This window comes from Methylophaga sp. UBA2012, from assembly GCF_002335235.1.
GTDB classification, from domain to species: Bacteria; Pseudomonadota; Gammaproteobacteria; order Nitrosococcales; family Methylophagaceae; genus Methylophaga; species Methylophaga thalassica.
Genome location: NZ_DDCG01000018.1, coordinates 39513 through 60408, shown reverse-complemented (window position 1 = coordinate 60408; position 20896 = coordinate 39513). Strand labels below are relative to the sequence as shown.

Here is a 20896-nt window from a genome sequence, read left to right as displayed (position 1 = left end):
TTTGTTTTACCGGCTTCCATCGGGCCACCTGAAACAAAAATAACCGGAATATTCAACCGCATGGCGGCCATTAACATCCCAGGTGTAATTTTGTCGCAATTTGAAATACAGACAATCGCATCAGCACAGTGCGCGTTAACCATATACTCAACAGAGTCAGCGATAATGTCGCGCGATGGCAAACTGTACAACATGCCACCATGCCCCATGGCGATACCATCATCAACGGCAATGGTATTAAATTCTTTCGCAACACCGCCCGCTTTTTCAATTTCGCGCGCAACCAGTTGACCCAGATCTTTTAAGTGAACATGTCCTGGAACAAATTGCGTAAACGAGTTAGCCACGGCGATGATAGGCTTGTTGAAATCATCATCTTTCATTCCTGTAGCCCGCCACAAGGCGCGTGCACCAGCCATATTTCTGCCGGCAGTAGATGTTCTTGAACGATATTGAGGCATGCGAAATCTCTCCAAAATCTGTTTTGCTCCATGTAACCCTTAGATCACACGGTAATAATCTGATAAATTTTACACGACACTTGGCAAGCGTGCTGAGTCTGAGATAAAAAAGAACATTAATGAACGACACTGTAAAGCCTGTTACGCCACAAAACTTAGCCACAACAACAAGCTGGTTTCGTACTGCCGCGCCTTATATTCATAGTCATCGTGGCGCTACATTTGTTATTGCTTTTGATGGCGAAACTATCGATAGCCAAGAGTTTGAACCGTTACTGCATGATATCTCTATTCTTAATAGTTTAGGAATCAAACTTGTACTGGTATACGGTGCCAGGCCGCAAATTGAAGCAAGTTGCATTCAACAGAATGTTCCTGTCCGTTATCACAGTGGTTTGCGTGTCACTGATGATGTCAGTCTCGTTATCGCCAAAGCAGCAATTGGTAAACTTCGCCTCGACATTGAATCGAAATTATCTTTTGGTTTACCTCATACTCCGATGGCCGATGCTCGCATTCGCTGCATCAGTGGCAATTTAGTTATCGCCAGACCGGCAGGCATTATTGATGGTGTCGATCTTGGTCATACTGGTGAAGTTCGTCGCATTGATAGCGAAGGTATTAACCAGCAGTTAGCAGCAGGAAATATCGTATTACTCCCCCCGCTAGGTTACTCGTTAACCGGTGAAAGCTTTAATGTGTCAGCAGAATCTATCGCTACCGAAGTTGCGACAGCACTTCGCGCTGACAAACTCATTTTTATTGGTCACAGTAACCAGGCCATGCCTCGTGAACTGACAGTTGATGAAGCACAAAAAACGTTGTCTTCTCATCCCTCATTACCCGCCGCGGTCAAGGCATGTAAAGCCGGTGTGACTCGGGTTCATATTCTGGACAGAGCCATCAACGGCGTATTGTTACAAGAACTGTTTAGTCGTGATGGTGCCGGCACCTTGGTCACCGCAACCTCTTTCGAAACCACAAGACAAGCAGTGATCGATGACGTCGGCGGAATATTAGAATTACTCCAGCCATTGGAAGAAAAAGGCATTGTTGTAAAACGGTCCAGAGAATTGCTCGAACGTGAAATTGATCATTTCACCGTGATGGAACGTGATGGCAGTGTGGTCGCTTGTGCTGCGCTCTACCCTTATCCTGAAAATGATATGGCTGAGCTCGCTTGCCTTGCTGTTTCCAATCACTATCAAAGCCATGGTCGGGGTAAACAGTTATTAGCGGTATTGGAGCAATCCGCTCAGGCGCAAGGTATCAATCACCTCTGTGTGCTGACCACACAAACAGCGCATTGGTTTTTAGAACAAGGTTTCAAGCCTGCAGAAATTGCAGACCTCCCCGTAGCCAAGCAAGCACTATATAACTACCACCGTAATTCACGGGTGTTTAGAAAGCAGCTGGCTTAGCGATTCTTTTTATTACTTAGCTTGCGACGGTATTCGGGGAATAACAATGGCGCGAATTCGTGTAATGCTTTTTCATAAACGCGACGTTTAAAAAACACGATTTCATCAACAGGGGTCCAGTAATCGACCCAACGCCAGTCATCAAACTCCGGTTTTTCATGCAGGTTGAGTTTGACGTCTTCTTCCTTGCCGGTGAAGCGCATTAAAAACCAGCGCTGCTTCTGGCCAATGCAAAGCGGCTTATTACCGTATCGCAGGTAACGTTTCGGCAACCTGTAACGCAACCACCCGCGAGTGGAAGCAATTAACTCAACATGTTCTGGCAGTAAACCCACCTCTTCCGTAAGTTCACGATAAGCCGCTTGCTCAGGAGTTTCATGGGATTTAATCCCCCCCTGAGGAAACTGCCACGAATCATGTTGCGCACGTTGCGCCCACAACACCTGATTCTCTTCGTTGCAGAGTATTATCCCTACATTAGGCCTGAAGCCATCTTTATCAATCACGACTTAAGTCTCTGGCTGGCTGAGCGCAATCGCCCCCAGCGGTTTATTCTCAATTAGTGATTAGATTATTAAAAGCACTGTCAGTATGCAATGCATTTTGACATACAATAGTCGTATTTTTGATTAAAACGGAGACTTTTCCTGCATCATGGCGTTGGCAATTTTTGATTTAGACAATACTTTATTGGCTGGTGATAGCGACTATTTATGGGGCCGATACCTGTGTGAAAATAACATTGTAGATGAGGCTGCATACAGAACTGCCAATGATCATTTCTATCAGCAATACGTCAACGGTACCTTGGATATCTACGAATTTCTGGAATTTGTATTTACTCCTTACGCCAATCACTCTATGCAGGAATTAGAATCTTGGCGCGCGGCTTATCTGGAAGAAAAAATTAAGCCGATTATATTGCCGGCGGGTATTGAGCTCATCGAAAAACATCGTGCTCAGGGTGATACCTTATTGATTATTACCGCCACCAATAGTTTTCTGACTCAACCTATTGCCGAACTGTTGGGTATTGAACACCTGATTGGAACCGAACCTGAAATGATCAATGGTGCATTTACCGGCAAAGTCTCCGGCACCCCGTCATTCCAGCATGGCAAAATCGAACGTTTGAAAATGTGGTTAAACCACCGGGATGAAGATATGGAAAACAGTATTTTTTACAGTGACTCCCATAACGATATTCCGTTACTAGAATTAGTGGATACTGCTGTGGCTGTTGATCCGGATGACAAGCTTGCAGCTGTCGCCAAGGAAAAAGGCTGGAAAATTCTCAGTTTGCGTTAATAATTGTTACAATTCATCGTTTTTTATCATTCATAATCAGGCCGTCAATATGGAATGGGAAGTTGTTATTGGGTTAGAAATTCATACCCAACTCGCCACCAAATCTAAAATTTTCTCTGGTGCTGCCACCGCATACGGTGCAGAACCCAACACACAAGCATGTGCTGTTGATTTAGGTTTACCGGGCGTATTACCTGTACTCAACGCCGAAGCCGTCAGAATGGCGATTAAATTTGGCCTCGCCGTTGATGCTGAAATCTCTGATCGCTCAGTCTTTGCCCGTAAAAACTACTTCTACCCTGATTTACCTAAAGGCTATCAAATCAGCCAATATGAGCTACCCGTAGTTGGTAAAGGCCATATCAATATTGAGCTGGAAGATGGCACAGAAAAAGTCATTGGCATCACTCGTGCTCACCTTGAAGAAGATGCCGGTAAATCGCTGCATGAAGACTTTGATGGCGAAACCGGTATTGATTTAAACCGTGCCGGCACGCCTTTATTAGAGATTGTTTCTGAACCCGATATGCGTAGTGCAAAAGAAGCCGTTGCCTACATGAAAAAAATTCACTCTCTGGTTCGCTATCTCGAGATCTGTGATGGCAATATGCAGGAAGGTTCCTTCCGTTGTGATGCCAATGTTTCTGTTCGTCCCAAAGGCCAGGAAAAATTTGGTACCCGAGCTGAGCTGAAGAACATCAACTCTTTCCGTAATGTCGAACGTGCAATCAATTATGAAATCGAGCGTCAGATTGATGTTCTGGAATCCGGCGGTGAAGTGATTCAGGAAACCCGTCTGTATGATGCAGACAAAAATGAAACCCGTGCTATGCGTAGCAAAGAAGAAGCGAATGATTACCGCTACTTCCCCGATCCGGATTTGCTACCGCTTATTATTGATGAAGTGACCATCAACGAGATTAAAGCAACATTGCCTGAATTACCGAATGAAAAACGTGATCGTTTTGTTAATGAGTTAGGTCTATCTCTTTATGATGCTTCAGTACTAACAAGCAGCCGTGAACTCGCTACTTACTTTGAGTCATTGCTGGCAGCCACAGGTGGTAAGGATCCGAAACAATGTGCTAACTGGGTCATCGGTGATGTCTCGGGGGCCTTAAACAAGGCTAATCTGGATATCTCAGAATCCCCAGTCAGCGCAGAACAACTTGCCAGCGTATTAAACCGAATCACTGACAACACCATCTCAGGCAAGATTGCTAAAACAGTGTTTGAAGCATTATGGGCAGGTGAAGGCAAAGATGCGGATGAAATCATTGAAAGCAAAGGCCTGAAACAAGTGACAGACACCGGTGCCATTGAAGCGATGGTGGATGAGGTTCTGGCAAATAACCCCGATCAAGTTCAACAATACCGCGATGGCAAGGAACAGCTCATTGGCTTCTTTGTAGGTCAAATTATGAAAGCATCAAAAGGTAAGGCCAATCCGGCCCAGGTCAATGAATTACTGCAGAAAAAACTTAACTGGTAATCAATATCCTGACCTAAGCGAAACCGAAAAAGCCGCATTTATGCGGCTTTTTTATTTTCAATTTTACGTTCTCATTGTGAGGCAGCTCACAAATTCCTGTTCGCCTGATTCCCCTTAACCACTAAACGTTGTAGTATCACTTGATGGATTTGTTACGCTTTTTTGACAACGGCGCTAAAAGCCAATGATGGAGCAAAGGTTCACCAACCAATGAAGTTTGTACAGGAGCACCTCCCCGCCAAGACGGGTTTGAATAAATTACCGTCGGCCTCTCCCTTACCTGAAGCCAATTGGGTTCTCGTTTTCGGTTCTGTGAGCCGCTTCAATGATAAAGGTTTCGCAAAAACCTTAAAAAAACGCTATCCAAAGGCAGAAATTATTGGCTGCACCACTTCCGGCGAGATTACTGGTGATGGCGTTTATGACGACAGTATCCATATCACCGCCATGCAATGGGAGCGAAGCACCTTAAGGTTTATTAGCAAGCCAGTTAATAGCATGGAACAGTCTCATGCGCTGGGTGCACAAATCGCTGCTGAATTAAAAATGGACGATCTGAAAGGCGTCTTTGTGCTCAGTGATGGTTTAAATGTCAATGGTTCAGAGTTAGTAGAAGGGCTTCAGGAAATTTTACCAAACGTTCCTATCACAGGGGGATTAGCAGGTGACTCTGCGGCATTTAAACAGACCCTGTTAATCAATAATGACAAAATTCAGGATCGTGTAGTGATTGCTGTTGGTATTTACGGTGAGGATGCCATCGTCACCAGTGGAGCCTTAGGTGGCTGGCAGCCGTATGGCCCCCCCAGACAAATTACGCGTTCAAACAAAAATGTGGTGTATGAGCTGGATAATAAACCGGCTTTACCTCTTTATAAAATGTATATCGGTTATTACGCTAATCAATTACCGGCTTCCGGGCTGAATTTCCCATTTGCCATCATGGATGAGAAGAATGTTAATGTCATCAGAACATTGCTCGCCATTAATGAAAAAGAAAACAGCCTGACCTTCGCCGGTAATATTAAAGAAGGTTCAACAGTACGTTTTCTGAAATCAGACCATGATCGTTTGGTTTTAGGTGCCAGTGAAGCTGCCAGACAGATTCTGCAAAAAGACGTGAATATCAATGACAAAGCACTAGCGATTTGTGTGAGCTGTGTCGGTCGTAAACTGGTGATGGAATCACAAGTCTCAGATGAAGTCTTTGCTGTTCAGAGGCTACTAGGTATGCAGACAGGTATTACCGGGTTTTATTCCAACGGTGAAATCTGTTCTGGAGAAGATGACAGTCATAGCCTGTTACATAACCAAACAATGACTATCGCCTATTTAAGCGAGCACAACGCCTGATTTAATCAGGCGATTTCTCTTGCTGCTGCTAATAATGCCAGTCTGGCAATCACACCATAGGCATAAAAACGATTAGGTTCAGCATCGGGCAGATCGCTCTGATCCGGTGTACTACAAGACTGAGCAAAGGCTAATGGCTCAAAATGCATGCCAGGCGCATTTAAATTCTCATTCACACCACGTCCGGTGTGCACTCGATAAAAACCACCAATGACATAGTGATCCATCATATAAATCACGGGTTCAGCCACCGCTTTCTCTGTCCCCAAAGTTTCAAAGGTATAGACCCCTTCTTGCACCAAGACATTATCAACAACTAAGCCTTCTTTTGCCGATGACATTTTATTTCGCTGTTTACGATTAAGGTTCTCAATTTCCTCAGCACTTTTGACCGTCATGATTCCCATGCCATACGTACCAGAGTCCGCTTTCACTACCACAAAGGGTTCTCTGTCGATATCGTATTCAGCGTACTTGGCACGAATAGAGGCCAATAAATTATTTACATTTCTGGCCAGACATTCTATTCCCGATTTTTCTTTGAAGTTTACCTCTCCGCATTGAAGTGTGAGTGGTGAAACCAACCAGGGATCGATACCTATCTGTTCAGCAAATTCTTTTGCGACGCCGTTATATTGGGTGAAATGATCAGATTTTTTTCTGGTAGACCAACCCGCACGTAATGGTGGGATAACTTCTTGCTCAAGGTCTTCCAGAATTTCGGGGCGTCCCGCTGATAAATCATTATTCAATAAGACAAGGCAAGGTGAGAAGTCACCGACAGCAACACGATTACCATTTCTCACTAACGGCTCCAGCGTAATTTTTTTACCTGATGGCAAATCAATACTCATCGGTTCTTTAATATCCTCCAACAAACTCCCAATACGCGCTTCCATCCCGGCCTTCTGAAAAATATCTCGCAAGGTCTCCAGGCTCTCTAAATAAAATAGATTCCGGGTGTGATTTTCAGCCACAATTAACACACGCTTAGCAGTAGGACAGGCACGTTCAACCGCCGCCTGAGCTGCATGAATACATAAAGGTATGAATGAAGGATTGAGATTATTAAAGCCTGCGGGGAAAAGATTGGTATCTACCGGAGCCAGCTTGAAACCTGCGTTGCGTAAGTCGACAGAAGCATAAAAAGGCGCAGGTGTCTTCAACCACTGTTGCCTTAACCATGTTTCGACTTGCGTCTGCTTTTCTAACAATATCGCCTCAAGTTTAAGAAGAGGACCATTGAGTGCTGTAGTTAAATGTGGGACACCTGAAGTCATGGTTGGCTCGCTTGTGATTTTAAAGTGTAGAGAACAGTATAAATGTCGATAAGAAGAGACATGGGACACAAATTTGATATTTCAAGTCATTCATACTTAACCATTGTGAAATTAGGGCTCGCTGATATAGTTATTCATCTCAAGTCATCACTAGCCTGTAAAACAAAAATGGGTTATCTTCGTCTGCATTACAATTATAAAATAATTCAGGTATAGCATTGTCGTGAGCCAGAGTGATAACGAATTTAACGGCCTAAAGGTGATGGTGATTGATGACAGTAACACCATTCGCCGCACAGCTGAAACACTGTTAAAAAAAGCTGGTTGTGATGTACTGACGGCTGATAATGGATTTGAAGCTTTACCCGTCATCAGCGCTCATCACCCGGATATTTTGTTTATTGACATCATGATGCCACGACTGGATGGATATCAGACCTGTGCATTAGTTAAAAATAACCCTAAATTTAGGGACATACCCGTAGTAATGCTCTCCAGCAAGGATGGTTTATTTGATAGAGCAAAAGGGCGCGTTGTAGGGGCTGAACAATATTTAACCAAGCCTTTTACCCGTGAAGACTTACTCGGTGCCATCCGAACACATTTGCTGGAAAAAACTCAGGACGCAAATTAGCTTATGGCTCGAATTTTAATCGCTGACGATTCTCCTACTGAAGTTTATGTTTTACAAAAGCTACTAGAAAGGCATGGTCATCAAATTCTGGTTGCAGAAGACGGCGAACAAGCCGTAACGATGACCCAAACAGAACAACCAGACCTCGTTTTGATGGACGTGGTGATGCCAAATCTGAATGGCTTCCAGGCAACGCGGATTCTTAGTCGTGATGATGAAACCCGCCACATTCCCATCATTATTGTCTCCTCAAAGAACCAGGAGACCGATAAGATGTGGGGGCTCCGCCAAGGAGCAAAAGGGTATCTTGGTAAACCGGTCTCAGAGGATGAGATCATTGAGCAGATTCAATCGTTGCTGGATAAATGACTATGATGCAACCACAATCTCCAGAAGACATCATTGCCATACTGCAGGACATCGAACGCCGCAGTAGACAGAAAGCCGCAGGCTTAACACAGCAGGAAACGCTCGGACAAAGTTGGACGGCTATTGGCTTTCGTGTTGCTAATCATCACTTTGTCATTCCATTAAACGATTCAAGAGAAGTTTTTCCGGTACCAGAGCATATCACCGCTGTTCCCAAAGCTAAGTCATGGGTATTTGGCATTGTGAATCTGCGAGGTGAGTTATTGCCGGTGCTGGATCTGAAACATTACCTTATCGACAAACCCAGCAGAGTCTCTAAACGCAGCCGCATCATCGTCATTAATGACGCTGACATCAATAGTGGTTTATTAGTTGATGAAGTCTACGGGCTTAAACATTTTCAACGTGAACCGGATGAAATAGATACCCCATCGCATAAAGATATTTCGCCTTATCTAACCGGCACGGTTTACCAACAAGACACACAATGGGACGTTTTCAGTTTTTCAAAACTTATTGAAGATGAAAGGTTTATTAATGCTGCCGCATAATAATTTGATATCAGGACAAGATATATGAACTCAACCAGCAAGCTTTTATTTTCGTCGCTGAAAAACAGTAAGAACTGGCCAGGCTTATTTGCCTTTATCCTGCTGTTTGCTCTGTCATTGGCAGGTTTAGCCCTTATTGCTACTGGGTTTTACACGCTTATTTACCCCAACCTGCTGTTTGTTGTCATTGGGGTTGGCGTATTATTTATTCTCAGTACGCTTGCAGCGATTAATCTCTGCTTTCCCACTATCCAGCTGTTAAAAGTTTCACTGGATAAAATGGAATTGCAAAACCGCCATAATCAGGATGCCATTCTGCGCTTACTCGATGAAATGGGCGATCTGGCCGATGGTGACCTTACAGTGAGCGCAACCGTGACTGAAGACATTACGGGTGCAATCGCCGACTCAGTCAACTATACCATTGACGCATTAAGAAGTCTGGTTGAGCAAATTAATTCGACCACCATGCAAGTAGCTTCCGCCGCACAAGAAACTCAGGCAACAGCATTACACCTGACTGATGCCAGTGAGCATCAAGCCCAGCAAATTACTGAAGTAAGTTCATCTATCACTCAAATGGCAGGGTCTATCGAACAGGTATCCCGCAGTGCCAGCCAGTCATCTGACGTGGCAAAACAATCTGTATCCCTGGCAATCCAGGGTAACAGTGCGGTGAAAAAAGCGATTCACGGAATGGATACCATTCGTGAACAAATCCAGGAAACATCCAAACGTATTAAACGTCTGGGTGAGAGCTCGCAGCAAATCGGCGACATTGTCGAACTCATTAACGACATTGCTGAACAAACCAATATATTGTCACTAAACGCTGCTATCCAGGCGGCCATGGCGGGTGAAGCAGGTCGTGGTTTTGCGGTCGTTGCTGATGAGGTTCAGCGTCTGGCTGAACGTTCCAGTAACGCAACCCGGCAGATTGATGCACTGGTTAAGACCATTCAAAGTGACACCAATGAAGCCATCAGCTCAATGGAACAAAGTACGACGGAAGTGGTTGCTGGAGCCAAGTTATCTCAGGATGCCGGTACCTCTCTTGAACAGATTGAAAGCGTTTCTCATCAATTGGCCGAACTTATCAACAACATCTCTGATAATGCCAAACAACAGGCAACAGCGGCTGTGACAACCTCTGAAAACATGAATGTTATTCAGGAAATCACTATGCAGACATCTACCGGCACGAATGAAAGTGCAGCCTCCATTGGTCGATTACTTGAGTTAACCAATGAACTGCGTAAGTCTGTCTCTGGCTTCAAGTTGCCACGCTAAGCTTATCTGGAGAAAGTCATCTAATGGCACAACTCATCAAAGGCAATTACGATGCATTAGTCTGGCTGCAAGATGAATTGCAACAGTCGCTTGCTCATGCCTTAGCGGCCATGAATAATTTTCTTGATGGTCAGGCTGACGATAAACTACTCACCGACACCATCGAGTCTCTTTATCAGGTGAAAGGCACATTGGACATGATTAATATGTCTGGTGCTGCCATGCTGACAGATGAAACGCTAAAAACTGTCAGAGCCTTACAGAATAATCAGGTAGCCAATACATCCGTGGCACAAGATGCCATTGTGAAATCACTATTACTATTACCTAATTATTTAAAACTGCTGAATAACGACTTCCAGGATCATCCACTTGCCGTACTGGAATTGATCAATGAACTAAGACAAGCTTACAAAGCGGACGCAAAAACTGAAATGGAGATGTTCAACCCAAGCTTCTCCGTAGTATTACCGGATAGCATTGCCCCTAACCCTGCACGAAAAATCCCGGCATTAAATATCGAGCAACGTAAGCTGGGTCACGTTTTTCAAGTATTGTTATTACAATGGTTGCGTAAGCAGGATGAGGATAGTTTGAGACAAATGCATGCGATTGTGCATTTTTTACGATTATCCAGCCACCAGGAAAAAGTCTGTTTATTCTGGTGGACAGCTGAAACCCTTATCGAAGCCATTCAACAACAAGGCCTGACCTCTGCAGGCCAGATAAAACCCTTACTAGGCAAGCTGGTTCAACCGATCAAGCAACATAGCGAATCGGGTGAGGCGGCAGTGCAATTAAACTTCCCAGACGACCTGGAAAAGCAACTGCTGCTTGCTATCGCCAGAGCCAGCAGCCGTGGGCCTAATGTCACACTGTTAAAAGCCACTTTGCAGCTCTATTTCTTTGATCAACGCTCACGTATCTATGGCATGAGTGATAACGCATTAGGTGATGCCCACCTGGCTCTACTCGAGCAACTTCAGGACATCAAAGATCAGCTCGATCAACATGCCCATGACAATAACATCACTGTTGAAACCATTGATTCAACGACAAAACAACTACAAAGCATGTCCGATACTCTGGCCCTACTTGCCGAGTACGAAGCCAGTAATTTATTACACCATCAGGTCGAGCAACTTAATGCCATTAGCAGCAGAGGTGATGTTCCAGGGGATGATGATCTAACCCAGCTTGCTGATAGCCTGTTGCAGGCTGAATCATTACTACAATCATCAACACAGGCGAATGTTAACGATCAGTTACGTCAAACAGTGATGTCTGAATGTTTGCTTGAATTATCCAACATCAAAGAAACCCTCACTTTGATGGAAAAATCCGAGCGTTACAGCGATGGACTGGGCGACACAGAACAACAGCTCATTTTGATAGCCGGTTGTTTGGATATGCTGGATCAGTCTGCCGCAGCAGAAATAATCAAACTGACCGCAGACACATTGTCTGAATATAAGCACGGTAACAATGATTTTTCTGCCATTAAATTACAAAAGCTGGCGGATATCATCGCCTGCTGTGAACTCTATATGGAAGGAATTCGTCATCACGGTCATGCGGATGATGATTATTTATCAACAGCAAAAACTAAACTGCTTCAATTTGATAGTGACAGCGACATATCTGCTGAACCTGAATTCATAGCAGAACCAGAGATAATCCAAGAAGAGTTTGTTGCAGAGCACACTGAAGCGGCTATTGAGCCTATCGTGCCAGATGCTGAGCCAGTATTGTCTTTTGCTAATGATGACGAAACGCCAATCAGCTTATCTGAAGAAGATCAAAGCCTTTCGGTTTTAGATGATGTAACACATAGCGATTTACCGCCAGGCGAGCTTTGGCAATTTGCTGAAGGTATCGATAGAGAAGTCGCTGAAATATTTATCGAAGAAGCCACAGAGGTCTTACAGGAATTAGCTCAACAGATTCCCGCCTGGATCGATGAACAAGATGAGACCGCCCGGGCAGAAACCCGTCGTCATTTCCATACTCTAAAAGGCAGTGGTCGAATGGCCAATGCGACGGTCATAGCCGAGCTCTGCTGGGCTGTTGAAGATGTATTAAATCATGTGATAGAAGGCAATCGCGATGATAATCATCTGGTGAAAAAACTGGTGCAAGAAGCCTATCAGGCATTGCCCGATTTATTATCACGCTTCACTCAAGCTGATATCAGCACACCTGATAAAATCAATGCCTTGTATGAACTCAAAGAAACCTGCCTCAATCCGCTACTGAAAGAAGCAAAAGAACAACCTGAACAGTATCGACCGACTTCTGTGGAACGCTATATCCAAATTCGTAAGGCCCGCGATGAGGCAAGACTGGATATTGATTTAACAACGTATCAGGCACAGCAAGATGCTCAGAAATTCCCGGCAAAACCACTGTTTGAAATAGATGCCATTATTCCTACCAGCGTTGAGCGTTATATCCGAGATAAATGGGGTGTTGAACCACAGCCTGCTAAGGCTGCCACCAGCGTTGAAAAATACCTTCAGAGACTGGCGTCAAGACAAGAACAATCGTCTGAAGAGCCTCAACAAACCAGTGTTGAACGCTATATTGCACAACAGAATCGACTGAAAGAAATCGATGCATTCCGCTCAGCGCTGTCAACGCCAATACAACAAACATCGCTAAGCTCTGTTGACCATTACATTATTGAGCTTGGGCAAAAAAATACCGGTGTTTCTGAATATATAAAAGCAAAAGCCTTATCAGAAGCAGAAGCGGATGAAATTGCTGATGAAGAAGATAACGAATTATTATCTATCTTTGTTACTGAGGCTAAACAGCATATTGCCAACCTCAAACAAAGCCTTAACGATATTGCTTTCTCAAGACAAATTACCTCTCCTGTCTTACGTTCAGTTCACTCACTAAAAGGCTGTGCCAATATTGCAGGCGTTAAAGCCATGGCGATGATTGCGACGGAAATGGATCAAGCAGTCAAACAGCTTCATATGAATGATGTTGTGTTAGACAATCATCAGATGAAACTGATGAATAATGTGGTAGAAGGCTTTGAGCTGGTACTGCACCATATTACCGGAGAGGGTGAACAGCCTGATCTTATTGAATTATCATCATACATCTCAGAGCTCATGCCATCAGGTGAAAATCTGCAAGCGCCAGTCATTGATCCTGAATTTTTAATGACACTGCTGGAAGAAACAGACGAACTGCTTGAGGACTACACAACACAATTAAAGCAATGGCAACAGGTCCCATCTGATCAAGAAAATATTGAAGCGATAACATCTACCCTGAGCAAACTGGAACAAACGGCATCGGATGCACAACAAAGGTTAATTGCAAATACCTATGCCAGCCTGAGTAAACTCATCAATCACTGCCATCCTCAAGATATCGGTTTAAATGCTTTACTAGAGCAGGGATACGAACAGCTCAACCAGTTTATTGAAAGCTTGTTGCAAAATAAGCCTTTATCAACCTCCTCTGATTTTCCGACGCGTGTTGATAATTATTTAACGCAGAAAGCGCTGCATCAAGAGGGCATTGACTTAGACGAAACCGACTATGCCATCCCTACAGATGTGGATGATGATCTATTGTCAGCCTTTGCGGCTGAAGCACAAGAGCTACTCGACTCCAGTCGTCAGATCATCAAGGCCTGGGTAAGTAATACCCACACTGAACAAGACACATTACAACTTCAACGTGATCTACATACACTAAAAGGTGGTGCCAGACTGACAGGCATTATGCCTATGGCAGATCTCACGCATCAGATCGAAACCTTAGTGCTGGCGGTCAGTGATGGTCTACAAAAAGCGGACGAAGACTTCTTTGATTTATTGCAGCGCTGTCAGGATAAGTTGGCTGAAATGCAGGAGCAGTTAGCTAATCAACAAGCCGTCAAAACCGCTTTATCACTGATTGCTGAAATTACTGCACGCACACAAGGTCAAGATTTACATATTGAAGACAGGCCATTACCAGCTCCTGAAAAAGTGAAACAAGCCGAGCACGATGGCGATGGATCAGCCGATATTTTACCTGTTGCACCATTGCAAACAGATGTCGCCGTTACCCCACAACATGTTGAGCAAGTCAGGGTAAGAGCTGATCTTCTGGATTATCTGACTAATTTTGCTGGTGAAGTGAGTATTTCTCGTGATCGTGTAACACAACAACATGTTGCGCTTCGTCAGCAGTTGCATGAAATGGAAGAAACCGTTGCCCGCCTGCATGATCAGTTACGTAATTTAGAGATTGAAACGGAAACCCAGATTCTTTTCCGTTACGAAGATGAAAGGATTAAAAACGAATCAGATTTTGACCCTCTAGAATTAGATCGATTCTCAATGATTCAACAACTCTCACGTAGTCTGACAGAGAGTGTTATCGACTTACATGACATCAGTCATTCAATGAACACGCTGGTGAGAGAGACTGATGCAATATTACTTCAACAGTCTCGACTGAACACTGACTTACAACAAGGCTTGATGACTACGCGACTTTTGCCCTTTAGTGGCATCGTTGGCAGACTGGAGCGAATTGTCAGACAAACAGCATCCGAGCTGGGCAAAAAAGTGGAATTAAAAATCCGAGGCTCAGAGCTGGATATAGACAGAACCATTCTTGATCGACTTGTCGCGCCGCTGGAGCATATTCTTCGCAACGCTATTGCACATGGTATTGAAGACAGTGACGTTCGTATCAGTAATGGCAAACCAGACAATGGCCTGCTGTCATTGGTGATCACTCGTGAGGGTTCTGAGATTGTCATCAATATCAGTGATGACGGCCATGGTATCAATTTAGACAAGGTTCGTGAAAAAGCATTATCGATGAACCTCATCAGTCACGATAACATGCCATCAGATGATGAATTGATACAATTAATTCTGAGTTCAGGCTTTAGCACCGCAGACAATGTTTCTCAACTTGCTGGCCGCGGTGTTGGCATGGACGTCGTCAGTAATGAGATTCGTGGCATGAAAGGTCGCCTCAGCATCAAGTCTGAACGTGGCAAAGGCAGCACCTTTATTATTCGTCTGCCGCTGACCTTGTCGGTCATTCAGGCCCTGCTCATACGAGTTCAAGACGAGCAATATGCCTTACCGCTCAACACAATAAACGCTGGTCAGCGCATTAGCGTTCGCGATATCAAACTGATGTTAGGCACGCATAAACCGCACTATGATTTCCATGGAGAGAAATATCGGTTTATGCCGCTTAGCTCATTACTCGACAAGCCATTGTCATTGGCTGATAACTTAAAACATCAAATGCCGCTACTGCTGTTCCGCTCAGGTGATTTGCGCATTGCCCTGTTAGTCGATGATATTGTCAGTAATCGTGAGATTGTCATCAAGTCAGTCGGTACTCAGCTTGGACATATCTCAGCGATCAATGGTGCTACCATTCTGGGTGATGGTCATGTGGTATTTATTCTGGATATCCCGACATTAATGGATAGCAGTCAACACATCACGCTGGATACTGACGATGCAATAAATCTTGAACGAGAGTTAGAGCAATTACAGGACAGATTACCAATAGCCATGGTCGTTGATGACTCGATCACCATGCGCAAGGCTACAGGCAATTTACTACGTCGAATCGGTTTTGAAGTCATGACAGCTCGTGATGGCGTGGATGCTCTGTCGCAACTACATGAACAAAAACCGGACATCATTCTGTTAGACGTTGAGATGCCCCGCATGGATGGATTTGAGTTCGCATCCATTGTTCGCAACGATAAAGAATTCAGGCATCTGCCCATCATCATGATTACCTCAAGAACAGGTAATAAACACCGTGAAAGAGCTCTCGAAATAGGCGTCAATGCTTATTTAGGAAAACCTTATCAAGAAGAAGAGCTTATCTGGCAGATGCAAAAACTGCTCGGAAAAGACACGTTTCAAGAACCCACACAGTAGATATCAGATATGGAAAAACCAGCTCAAGCCCAATTTATTCATTGCATGCTGATTCCATTGCAAAAGCATTACCTGCTGCTGCCGAACAGTACGATTACTGAAGTTATTCCGAAAGCCACCATCAACTCCTCCTCAACAAAAACAACACCATGGTTGGAATGGGTTGATTGGCAGCAAAAATCGCTGGCAGTTGTCGATCTTGAAACCTTGTTAGCACAGGATGTGGAAACAGTTTATCCGGCCAATAAACTCTGTATCATCGAAGGCATCAATGCTGAAGCAGATATCGGTTTTTATGCTATTCCCTGCACAGGCTCACCACAACTCATCACCTTAAATGCATCTGCGTTAAAAATGACGCATGATCAGAATGCTTCTGAGTTTTTATATTGTCAGATTAAAATCGGCAATAAAGTCGCGTTCATCCCCCATCTTGATAACCTTGAACTGGCTATCAAGAATGCCAGTTAATTAGTCTGAAACGATTAAAATCCGACCTTCGATTAACACAGTCAATCGCTCTCAATTTTTATTTATTGATGGGCTGATTTTGTTTGTATATATGGTTTAACATAGTAGCTATGAAACTACTCAAAGCACTGCCGTTTTTTATTCTCTTTCTGCTGTTAAGTCCTCTGGCTTATAGCGATGATGCCGCGCAACTCACAAAACAGCGTCAATTATTTCAACAGGCCAAAAAAGCATTACAGGACAACCAGATCACCCGCTATCAAGCGCTCTATAACCAACTGGATGGTTATCCACTACAAGGATATTTACAGTATCTTTACCTCAATGGCCGACTCAATCAGGCAAGTAATGCATCAATGCATCAATTTCTGACAAAAGAAGATGGCAGCTTTTATGCAGAACGCTTACGCAACTTTTGGTTAAACAAATTAGCTCAGCAAAAAAGGTGGACTGATTATCTGAGCTTTTATCAGGCACCACAAACAGCAACAAGGCAGTGTTATTACCTGCAAGCTTTACTGGCTACCGGCCAAAAACAAAAAGCATTCGAGCAGGCACCAGAATTATGGCTTGTCCCCCACTCTCAGGAAAAAGCGTGTGACCCGGTATTTTCAGCCTGGGAAGCCGCTGGCTTATTAAATAAAGATCTACGTCATCAACGCATGATGTTAGCAATTCGTGATAATCAGTTTTCTATGGCCAATTACTTAGCCAAATCAACAGCCAATCCTGAACAAAACCAGCTATTGGTCAAACAGTGGCAATCGATTCATGATAACCCTCTCCCTGTACTGAATGGACTGGCAAAAGATAAAACATTAAGCAGGGATAATGCGCTAAACCGCGAAATCATTATTCATGGTCTACAGCAACTGGCCAGACGTTCACCAGAACAAGCCTTCAACAGTTGGTTAAACATCAAACCTCGCTATCAATTTACGCAACAAGATGTCATTGAAATTAGAAAAGCCATCGGTAAATGGGCAGCACTCAACCGTGATAAAAAAGCACTGACCTATTTCGGTGATATCCCTGGCGGCGAATGGCAGGCTCGCGCGGCTTTGTGGCAAAAAGACTGGAAAGCTGTAGAGAAAGCTATCAAGCTAATGAATATTGATGAGCTGGGCTCGACACGCTGGCAGTATTGGCTGGGCAGAAGTCAGGAAGCGCAGGGACAAAAAGCAGCGGCTAATCAGACCTTTTCAGCCATTCTTGGCAAACGTGACTATTATTCGTTTCTTGCTTCCGACCACTTAACCCAACCTTACAAAATGAATCACCGGCCAATACCGGTCACTAAAGAAGAAATGGCAGCACTCAGAAAACAGCCTGCTATTCAACGTTTACATGAGTTTTTCCTGCAAAATATGCATTTGGAAGCGCGCCGGGAAGCCTATCATTTGAAACAGACACGGCCAGATCGTGAGCTTCAGATGATCGCCATGATCACTCATGAATGGGGTTGGCATAATCAAACCATCGCTTTATTAGGCAAGGCGCAATACTGGGATGCCCTGGATCTGCGTTTCCCAGTTGTCTATGACGACGCGATGTTGCAAGCTGGAAAAGCTCAGGGGCTGGATCCATCCTGGCTGTTAGCCATTGCCCGTCAGGAAAGTGCCTTTAACCCCGAAGCCAGATCTCATGCCGGTGCGATGGGACTTATGCAGTTAATGCCGGACACCGGACGATTAATCTCCAAAATCATTAATCGTCCACTCAAACAACTTAGTGAGTTGTACCGTCCAGAACGTAATATCGAACTCGGCAGTGCCTATTTACGCCGTATGTATGATGAAAACCAAAAAAACCCTGTACTGGCTACAGCCGCCTACAATGCCGGACCACATCGCGTGAACAAGTGGTTGCCAGACAGCTCACTTGATGCTGATATATGGGCTGAAAATATTCCTTTTAATGAAACACGGCATTATGTTCAGACAGTGATGAGCTACGCGGCTATTTTTGATAGTCAGCGTAACCAATCCATTAAACCGTTGTCTGAAAGAATGCCCAAAGTAAAATCGGAGTAAGGTCGTTATCGACACCATACAAACTTATCTTGTAGGTGGTTGCGTTCGGGACAAACTGCTTGGAAAACCCGTCAAAGATCGTGACTGGGTGGTGGTTGGTGCCACTACAGACTATATGTTAAAAAACGGATATAAACCCGTAGGTAAAGACTTTCCGGTTTTTCTTCATCCTAAAACTCAGGAAGAATATGCCCTCGCCAGAACGGAACGAAAATCCGGCCATGGTTATCAGGGCTTTACTGTTTATGCCTCACCAGAGGTTACATTAGAAGAAGATCTTGCTCGGCGTGATCTCACGATTAATGCCATTGCAGAATCAGTGGATGGCGATCTCATCGATCCCTTCAATGGCATCGAAGATCTAAAGAAAGGCATTCTCCGTCATGTCTCTCCTGCTTTTATTGAGGATCCTGTCAGAGTTCTGCGAATAGCCCGCTTTGCTGCACGCTTTAACTTTGCCATCGCTGAAGAAACGCAACAGCTGATCAAACAGATGGTAGCCAGTGGAGAGTTAGAGCATCTTGTTGCTGAACGCGTCTGGCAAGAACTATCAAAAGCGTTACAAACTGACCAGCCTTCTGTCTTTTTCACCAGCCTTCGACAGGTGAATGCGCTTTCATGCTTATTTCCTGAAGTTGATCGCCTGTTTGGTGTGCCACAAATTCCAAAATGGCATCCTGAAGTCGATACCGGAATTCATGTGATGATGGTTATTGACCAGTCAGCCAAACTAAGCGATGACCTTGCTGTCAGATTTGCCGCTTTATGTCATGACTTAGGCAAAGGTCTAACGCCAAAAGACATCCTCCCCAGCCATGCAGGCCATGAAGCGACAAGCATAGAACTCACTAAAAAATTATGCCAACGTTTACGAGTCCCCAAAGACATCGCCACGCTCGCCGCAAAAGTAGCGGAATACCACACGGATGTTCACTTATTATTTGAACTTGATGCGACAAGAGTTTTGGATGTTATCGAGGGTCTGGATAGTTTTCGACGCCCTCAACGCTTTGAGCAGTTTTTACTTGCTGGCGAAGCCGATTTTCGTGGTCGTCCTGGTTATGAAACAGCCGATTATCCTGAAAAAATGGCCTTTGCAGAATGCTTCCAACAAGCAGCTCAGGTGGATATCAAACCACTACTTGAACAAGGTTTGGCTGGCGAACAAATCAAACAAGCCATACATCAGCAGCGATGCGATGCCATTGAAAGCGTTTTATCGAGCTATCGTAGAGGCTAATGACCTTGCATAAGCGAACCATTCATCACGTATAATCTAAGCAACTTTTTTCGACTCTAGCTATAGGACGTTACAATGAGCACAGACATTTCAGCCAAATGGACCAGTGTAAACGCTGCCTGCCAACCCCTCGTAGATGCATTAATTGATAATGCTGAAGCATTACAACTTGAAATCAGCACATTAAGCAATGGCACCCGCGTCGTTGATGCAGGTATCAATTGTACTGGCGGTCTTGAAGCTGGACGTCTTATTGGCGAAATTTGCATGGGTGGTCTGGGTACGGCCACACTTGGAACAAACAGTGGTTTTGCTAACTGGCCATGGTCAGTTAATGTTCATGCCAAAACACCGGTATTGAGTTGTCTTGGTAGTCAATATGCAGGATGGAGCTTATCTCATAAAAGTGAAGACAGTAAGTTTTTTGCTTTAGGCTCAGGCCCTGGTCGTGCACTGGCGGCAAGAGAAGAGATATTTAAAGAGTTTGGTTACAAAGATGAAGCAGAATCTACCGTTATTGTTCTGGAAGTAGATAGTTTCCCACCAGTAGAAGTGGCTGAAAAAGTGGCTGATAACTGTGGTATCAAACCAGAAAATCTAACTTTTATTCTTACCCCGACATCCAGTCTGGCTGGTGTTATGCAAATTGCTATTCGCGTATTGGAAGTGGCCATGCATAAAGCCCACGAACTGCATTTCCCGTTAGAGAAAATTGTTGATGGTTATGGCTCAACACCTGTCGCACCGCCAGGTGGGGACTTTATGACAGCCATGGGCCGCACTAATGACGCTATTCTGTTTGGTGGCCAGGTTCATTTATTTGTCGATGCCACCGATGAAGAAGCGAAATATCTGGCTGAAAAAATGCCAAGCAATACCTCATCAGATTATGGCCGACCTTTTGCGGATATCTTTAAGTCATATGAATACGACTTTTTCAAAATTGACGGCATGCTGTTCAGCCCAGGTAAAGTCATTGTGACGAGTACTAAAACAGGTAAAAGCTTTACTGCTGGTGAGCTGAATCAGGAACTACTCAACCTTTCTTTCGGACTTTAAT

Annotated in this window: 16 protein-coding genes; 13 read left to right on the top strand and 3 right to left on the bottom strand. The window is 44.3% G+C overall.

Going from position 1 to position 20896, the window contains the following annotated elements; translation table 11 throughout:
• Positions 1–461: dihydroxy-acid dehydratase (locus B2248_RS12955; RefSeq protein WP_286723195.1), on the bottom strand; the 461-nt coding region annotated here is incomplete at its 3' end.
• Between the two features lie 119 nt (positions 462–580).
• On the opposite strand from B2248_RS12955, the gene argA reads away from it, so the two are divergent.
• Positions 581–1882: an amino-acid N-acetyltransferase gene (gene argA / locus B2248_RS12950; protein ID WP_273178405.1), complete on the top strand. Its 1302-nt coding sequence runs from the start codon at positions 581–583 to the stop codon at positions 1880–1882.
• Here argA and B2248_RS12945 read toward each other — a convergent pair.
• Positions 1879–2388: an RNA pyrophosphohydrolase gene (locus B2248_RS12945; RefSeq protein ID WP_083821400.1), complete on the bottom strand. Its 510-nt coding sequence runs from the start codon at positions 2386–2388 to the stop codon at positions 1879–1881. The genes argA and B2248_RS12945 overlap by 4 nt on opposite strands.
• 148 nt (positions 2389–2536) lie before the next feature.
• On the opposite strand from B2248_RS12945, the gene B2248_RS12940 reads away from it, so the two are divergent.
• The 3 genes from B2248_RS12940 (at position 2537) to B2248_RS12930 (ending at position 6035) form a co-directional block, all read left to right on the top strand.
• Complete coding sequence (locus B2248_RS12940; protein WP_273178406.1) at positions 2537–3190, top strand: HAD family hydrolase; 654 nt, start codon at positions 2537–2539, stop codon at positions 3188–3190.
• A gap of 49 nt (positions 3191–3239) precedes the next feature.
• Positions 3240–4682, top strand: a complete 1443-nt coding sequence (gene gatB / locus B2248_RS12935) for an Asp-tRNA(Asn)/Glu-tRNA(Gln) amidotransferase subunit GatB (RefSeq protein ID WP_273178407.1) — start codon at positions 3240–3242, stop codon at positions 4680–4682.
• 210 nt (positions 4683–4892) lie between these two features.
• Positions 4893–6035, top strand: a complete 1143-nt coding sequence (locus B2248_RS12930) for an FIST signal transduction protein (protein WP_273178408.1) — start codon at positions 4893–4895, stop codon at positions 6033–6035.
• Between the two features lie 5 nt (positions 6036–6040).
• On the opposite strand, the gene gshA is transcribed toward B2248_RS12930, so the two are convergent.
• Positions 6041–7315 (bottom strand): glutamate--cysteine ligase, encoded by a 1275-nt coding sequence (gene gshA, locus B2248_RS12925; RefSeq protein WP_273178409.1) that lies wholly within the window; start codon positions 7313–7315, stop codon positions 6041–6043.
• Positions 7316–7577: 262 nt separating this feature from the next.
• Between gshA and B2248_RS12920 the strand changes: the two genes are divergently transcribed.
• The 9 genes from B2248_RS12920 to mch all read left to right on the top strand — a co-directional run bounded on the left by B2248_RS12920 (position 7578) and on the right by mch (position 20895).
• Positions 7578–7949: a response regulator gene (locus B2248_RS12920; protein WP_040576291.1), complete on the top strand. Its 372-nt coding sequence runs from the start codon at positions 7578–7580 to the stop codon at positions 7947–7949.
• A 3-nt stretch (positions 7950–7952) separates the two neighbouring features.
• Positions 7953–8318 (top strand): twitching motility response regulator PilH, encoded by a 366-nt coding sequence (gene pilH, locus B2248_RS12915; RefSeq protein ID WP_273178410.1) that lies wholly within the window; start codon positions 7953–7955, stop codon positions 8316–8318.
• 2 nt (positions 8319–8320) lie between these two features.
• On the top strand, positions 8321–8869 hold the full coding sequence (locus B2248_RS12910) for a chemotaxis protein CheW (RefSeq protein ID WP_273178411.1): 549 nt from the start codon (positions 8321–8323) through the stop codon (positions 8867–8869).
• 24 nt (positions 8870–8893) lie between these two features.
• A complete protein-coding gene (locus B2248_RS12905; RefSeq protein ID WP_273178412.1) occupies positions 8894–10159 on the top strand; it encodes a methyl-accepting chemotaxis protein in 1266 nt (421 codons plus the stop codon).
• Between the two features lie 23 nt (positions 10160–10182).
• Positions 10183–16092, top strand: a complete 5910-nt coding sequence (locus B2248_RS12900) for an Hpt domain-containing protein (protein WP_273178413.1) — start codon at positions 10183–10185, stop codon at positions 16090–16092.
• 9 nt (positions 16093–16101) lie between these two features.
• Positions 16102–16563 (top strand): chemotaxis protein CheW, encoded by a 462-nt coding sequence (locus tag B2248_RS12895; RefSeq protein ID WP_273178414.1) that lies wholly within the window; start codon positions 16102–16104, stop codon positions 16561–16563.
• Positions 16564–16673: 110 nt separating this feature from the next.
• Positions 16674–18596: a transglycosylase SLT domain-containing protein gene (locus B2248_RS12890; protein WP_273178415.1), complete on the top strand. Its 1923-nt coding sequence runs from the start codon at positions 16674–16676 to the stop codon at positions 18594–18596.
• Between the two features lie 16 nt (positions 18597–18612).
• Positions 18613–19836 (top strand): multifunctional CCA addition/repair protein, encoded by a 1224-nt coding sequence (locus tag B2248_RS12885; protein WP_273178487.1) that lies wholly within the window; start codon positions 18613–18615, stop codon positions 19834–19836.
• Between the two features lie 75 nt (positions 19837–19911).
• Positions 19912–20895 (top strand): methenyltetrahydromethanopterin cyclohydrolase, encoded by a 984-nt coding sequence (mch, locus tag B2248_RS12880; RefSeq protein WP_273178416.1) that lies wholly within the window; start codon positions 19912–19914, stop codon positions 20893–20895.
• Position 20896 lies beyond the last annotated feature (1 nt).

Bases quoted from the DNA above. Each gene is read 5' to 3' on its own strand.
- B2248_RS12890 (WP_273178415.1), top strand. From the start codon at position 16,674: ATGAAACTACTCAAAGCACTGCCGTTTTTTATTCTCTTTCTGCTGTTA.
- gshA (WP_273178409.1), bottom strand. From the start codon at position 7,315: ATGACTTCAGGTGTCCCACATTTAACTACAGCACTCAATGGTCCTCTT.
- B2248_RS12930 (WP_273178408.1), top strand. From the start codon at position 4,893: ATGAAGTTTGTACAGGAGCACCTCCCCGCCAAGACGGGTTTGAATAAA.
- argA (WP_273178405.1), top strand. From the start codon at position 581: ATGAACGACACTGTAAAGCCTGTTACGCCACAAAACTTAGCCACAACA.
- pilH (WP_273178410.1), top strand. From the start codon at position 7,953: ATGGCTCGAATTTTAATCGCTGACGATTCTCCTACTGAAGTTTATGTT.
- B2248_RS12910 (WP_273178411.1), top strand. From the start codon at position 8,321: ATGATGCAACCACAATCTCCAGAAGACATCATTGCCATACTGCAGGAC.
- gatB (WP_273178407.1), top strand. From the start codon at position 3,240: ATGGAATGGGAAGTTGTTATTGGGTTAGAAATTCATACCCAACTCGCC.
- B2248_RS12895 (WP_273178414.1), top strand. From the start codon at position 16,102: ATGGAAAAACCAGCTCAAGCCCAATTTATTCATTGCATGCTGATTCCA.
- B2248_RS12905 (WP_273178412.1), top strand. From the start codon at position 8,894: ATGAACTCAACCAGCAAGCTTTTATTTTCGTCGCTGAAAAACAGTAAG.
- B2248_RS12900 (WP_273178413.1), top strand. From the start codon at position 10,183: ATGGCACAACTCATCAAAGGCAATTACGATGCATTAGTCTGGCTGCAA.
- B2248_RS12920 (WP_040576291.1), top strand. From the start codon at position 7,578: ATGGTGATTGATGACAGTAACACCATTCGCCGCACAGCTGAAACACTG.
- mch (WP_273178416.1), top strand. From the start codon at position 19,912: ATGAGCACAGACATTTCAGCCAAATGGACCAGTGTAAACGCTGCCTGC.
- B2248_RS12940 (WP_273178406.1), top strand. From the start codon at position 2,537: ATGGCGTTGGCAATTTTTGATTTAGACAATACTTTATTGGCTGGTGAT.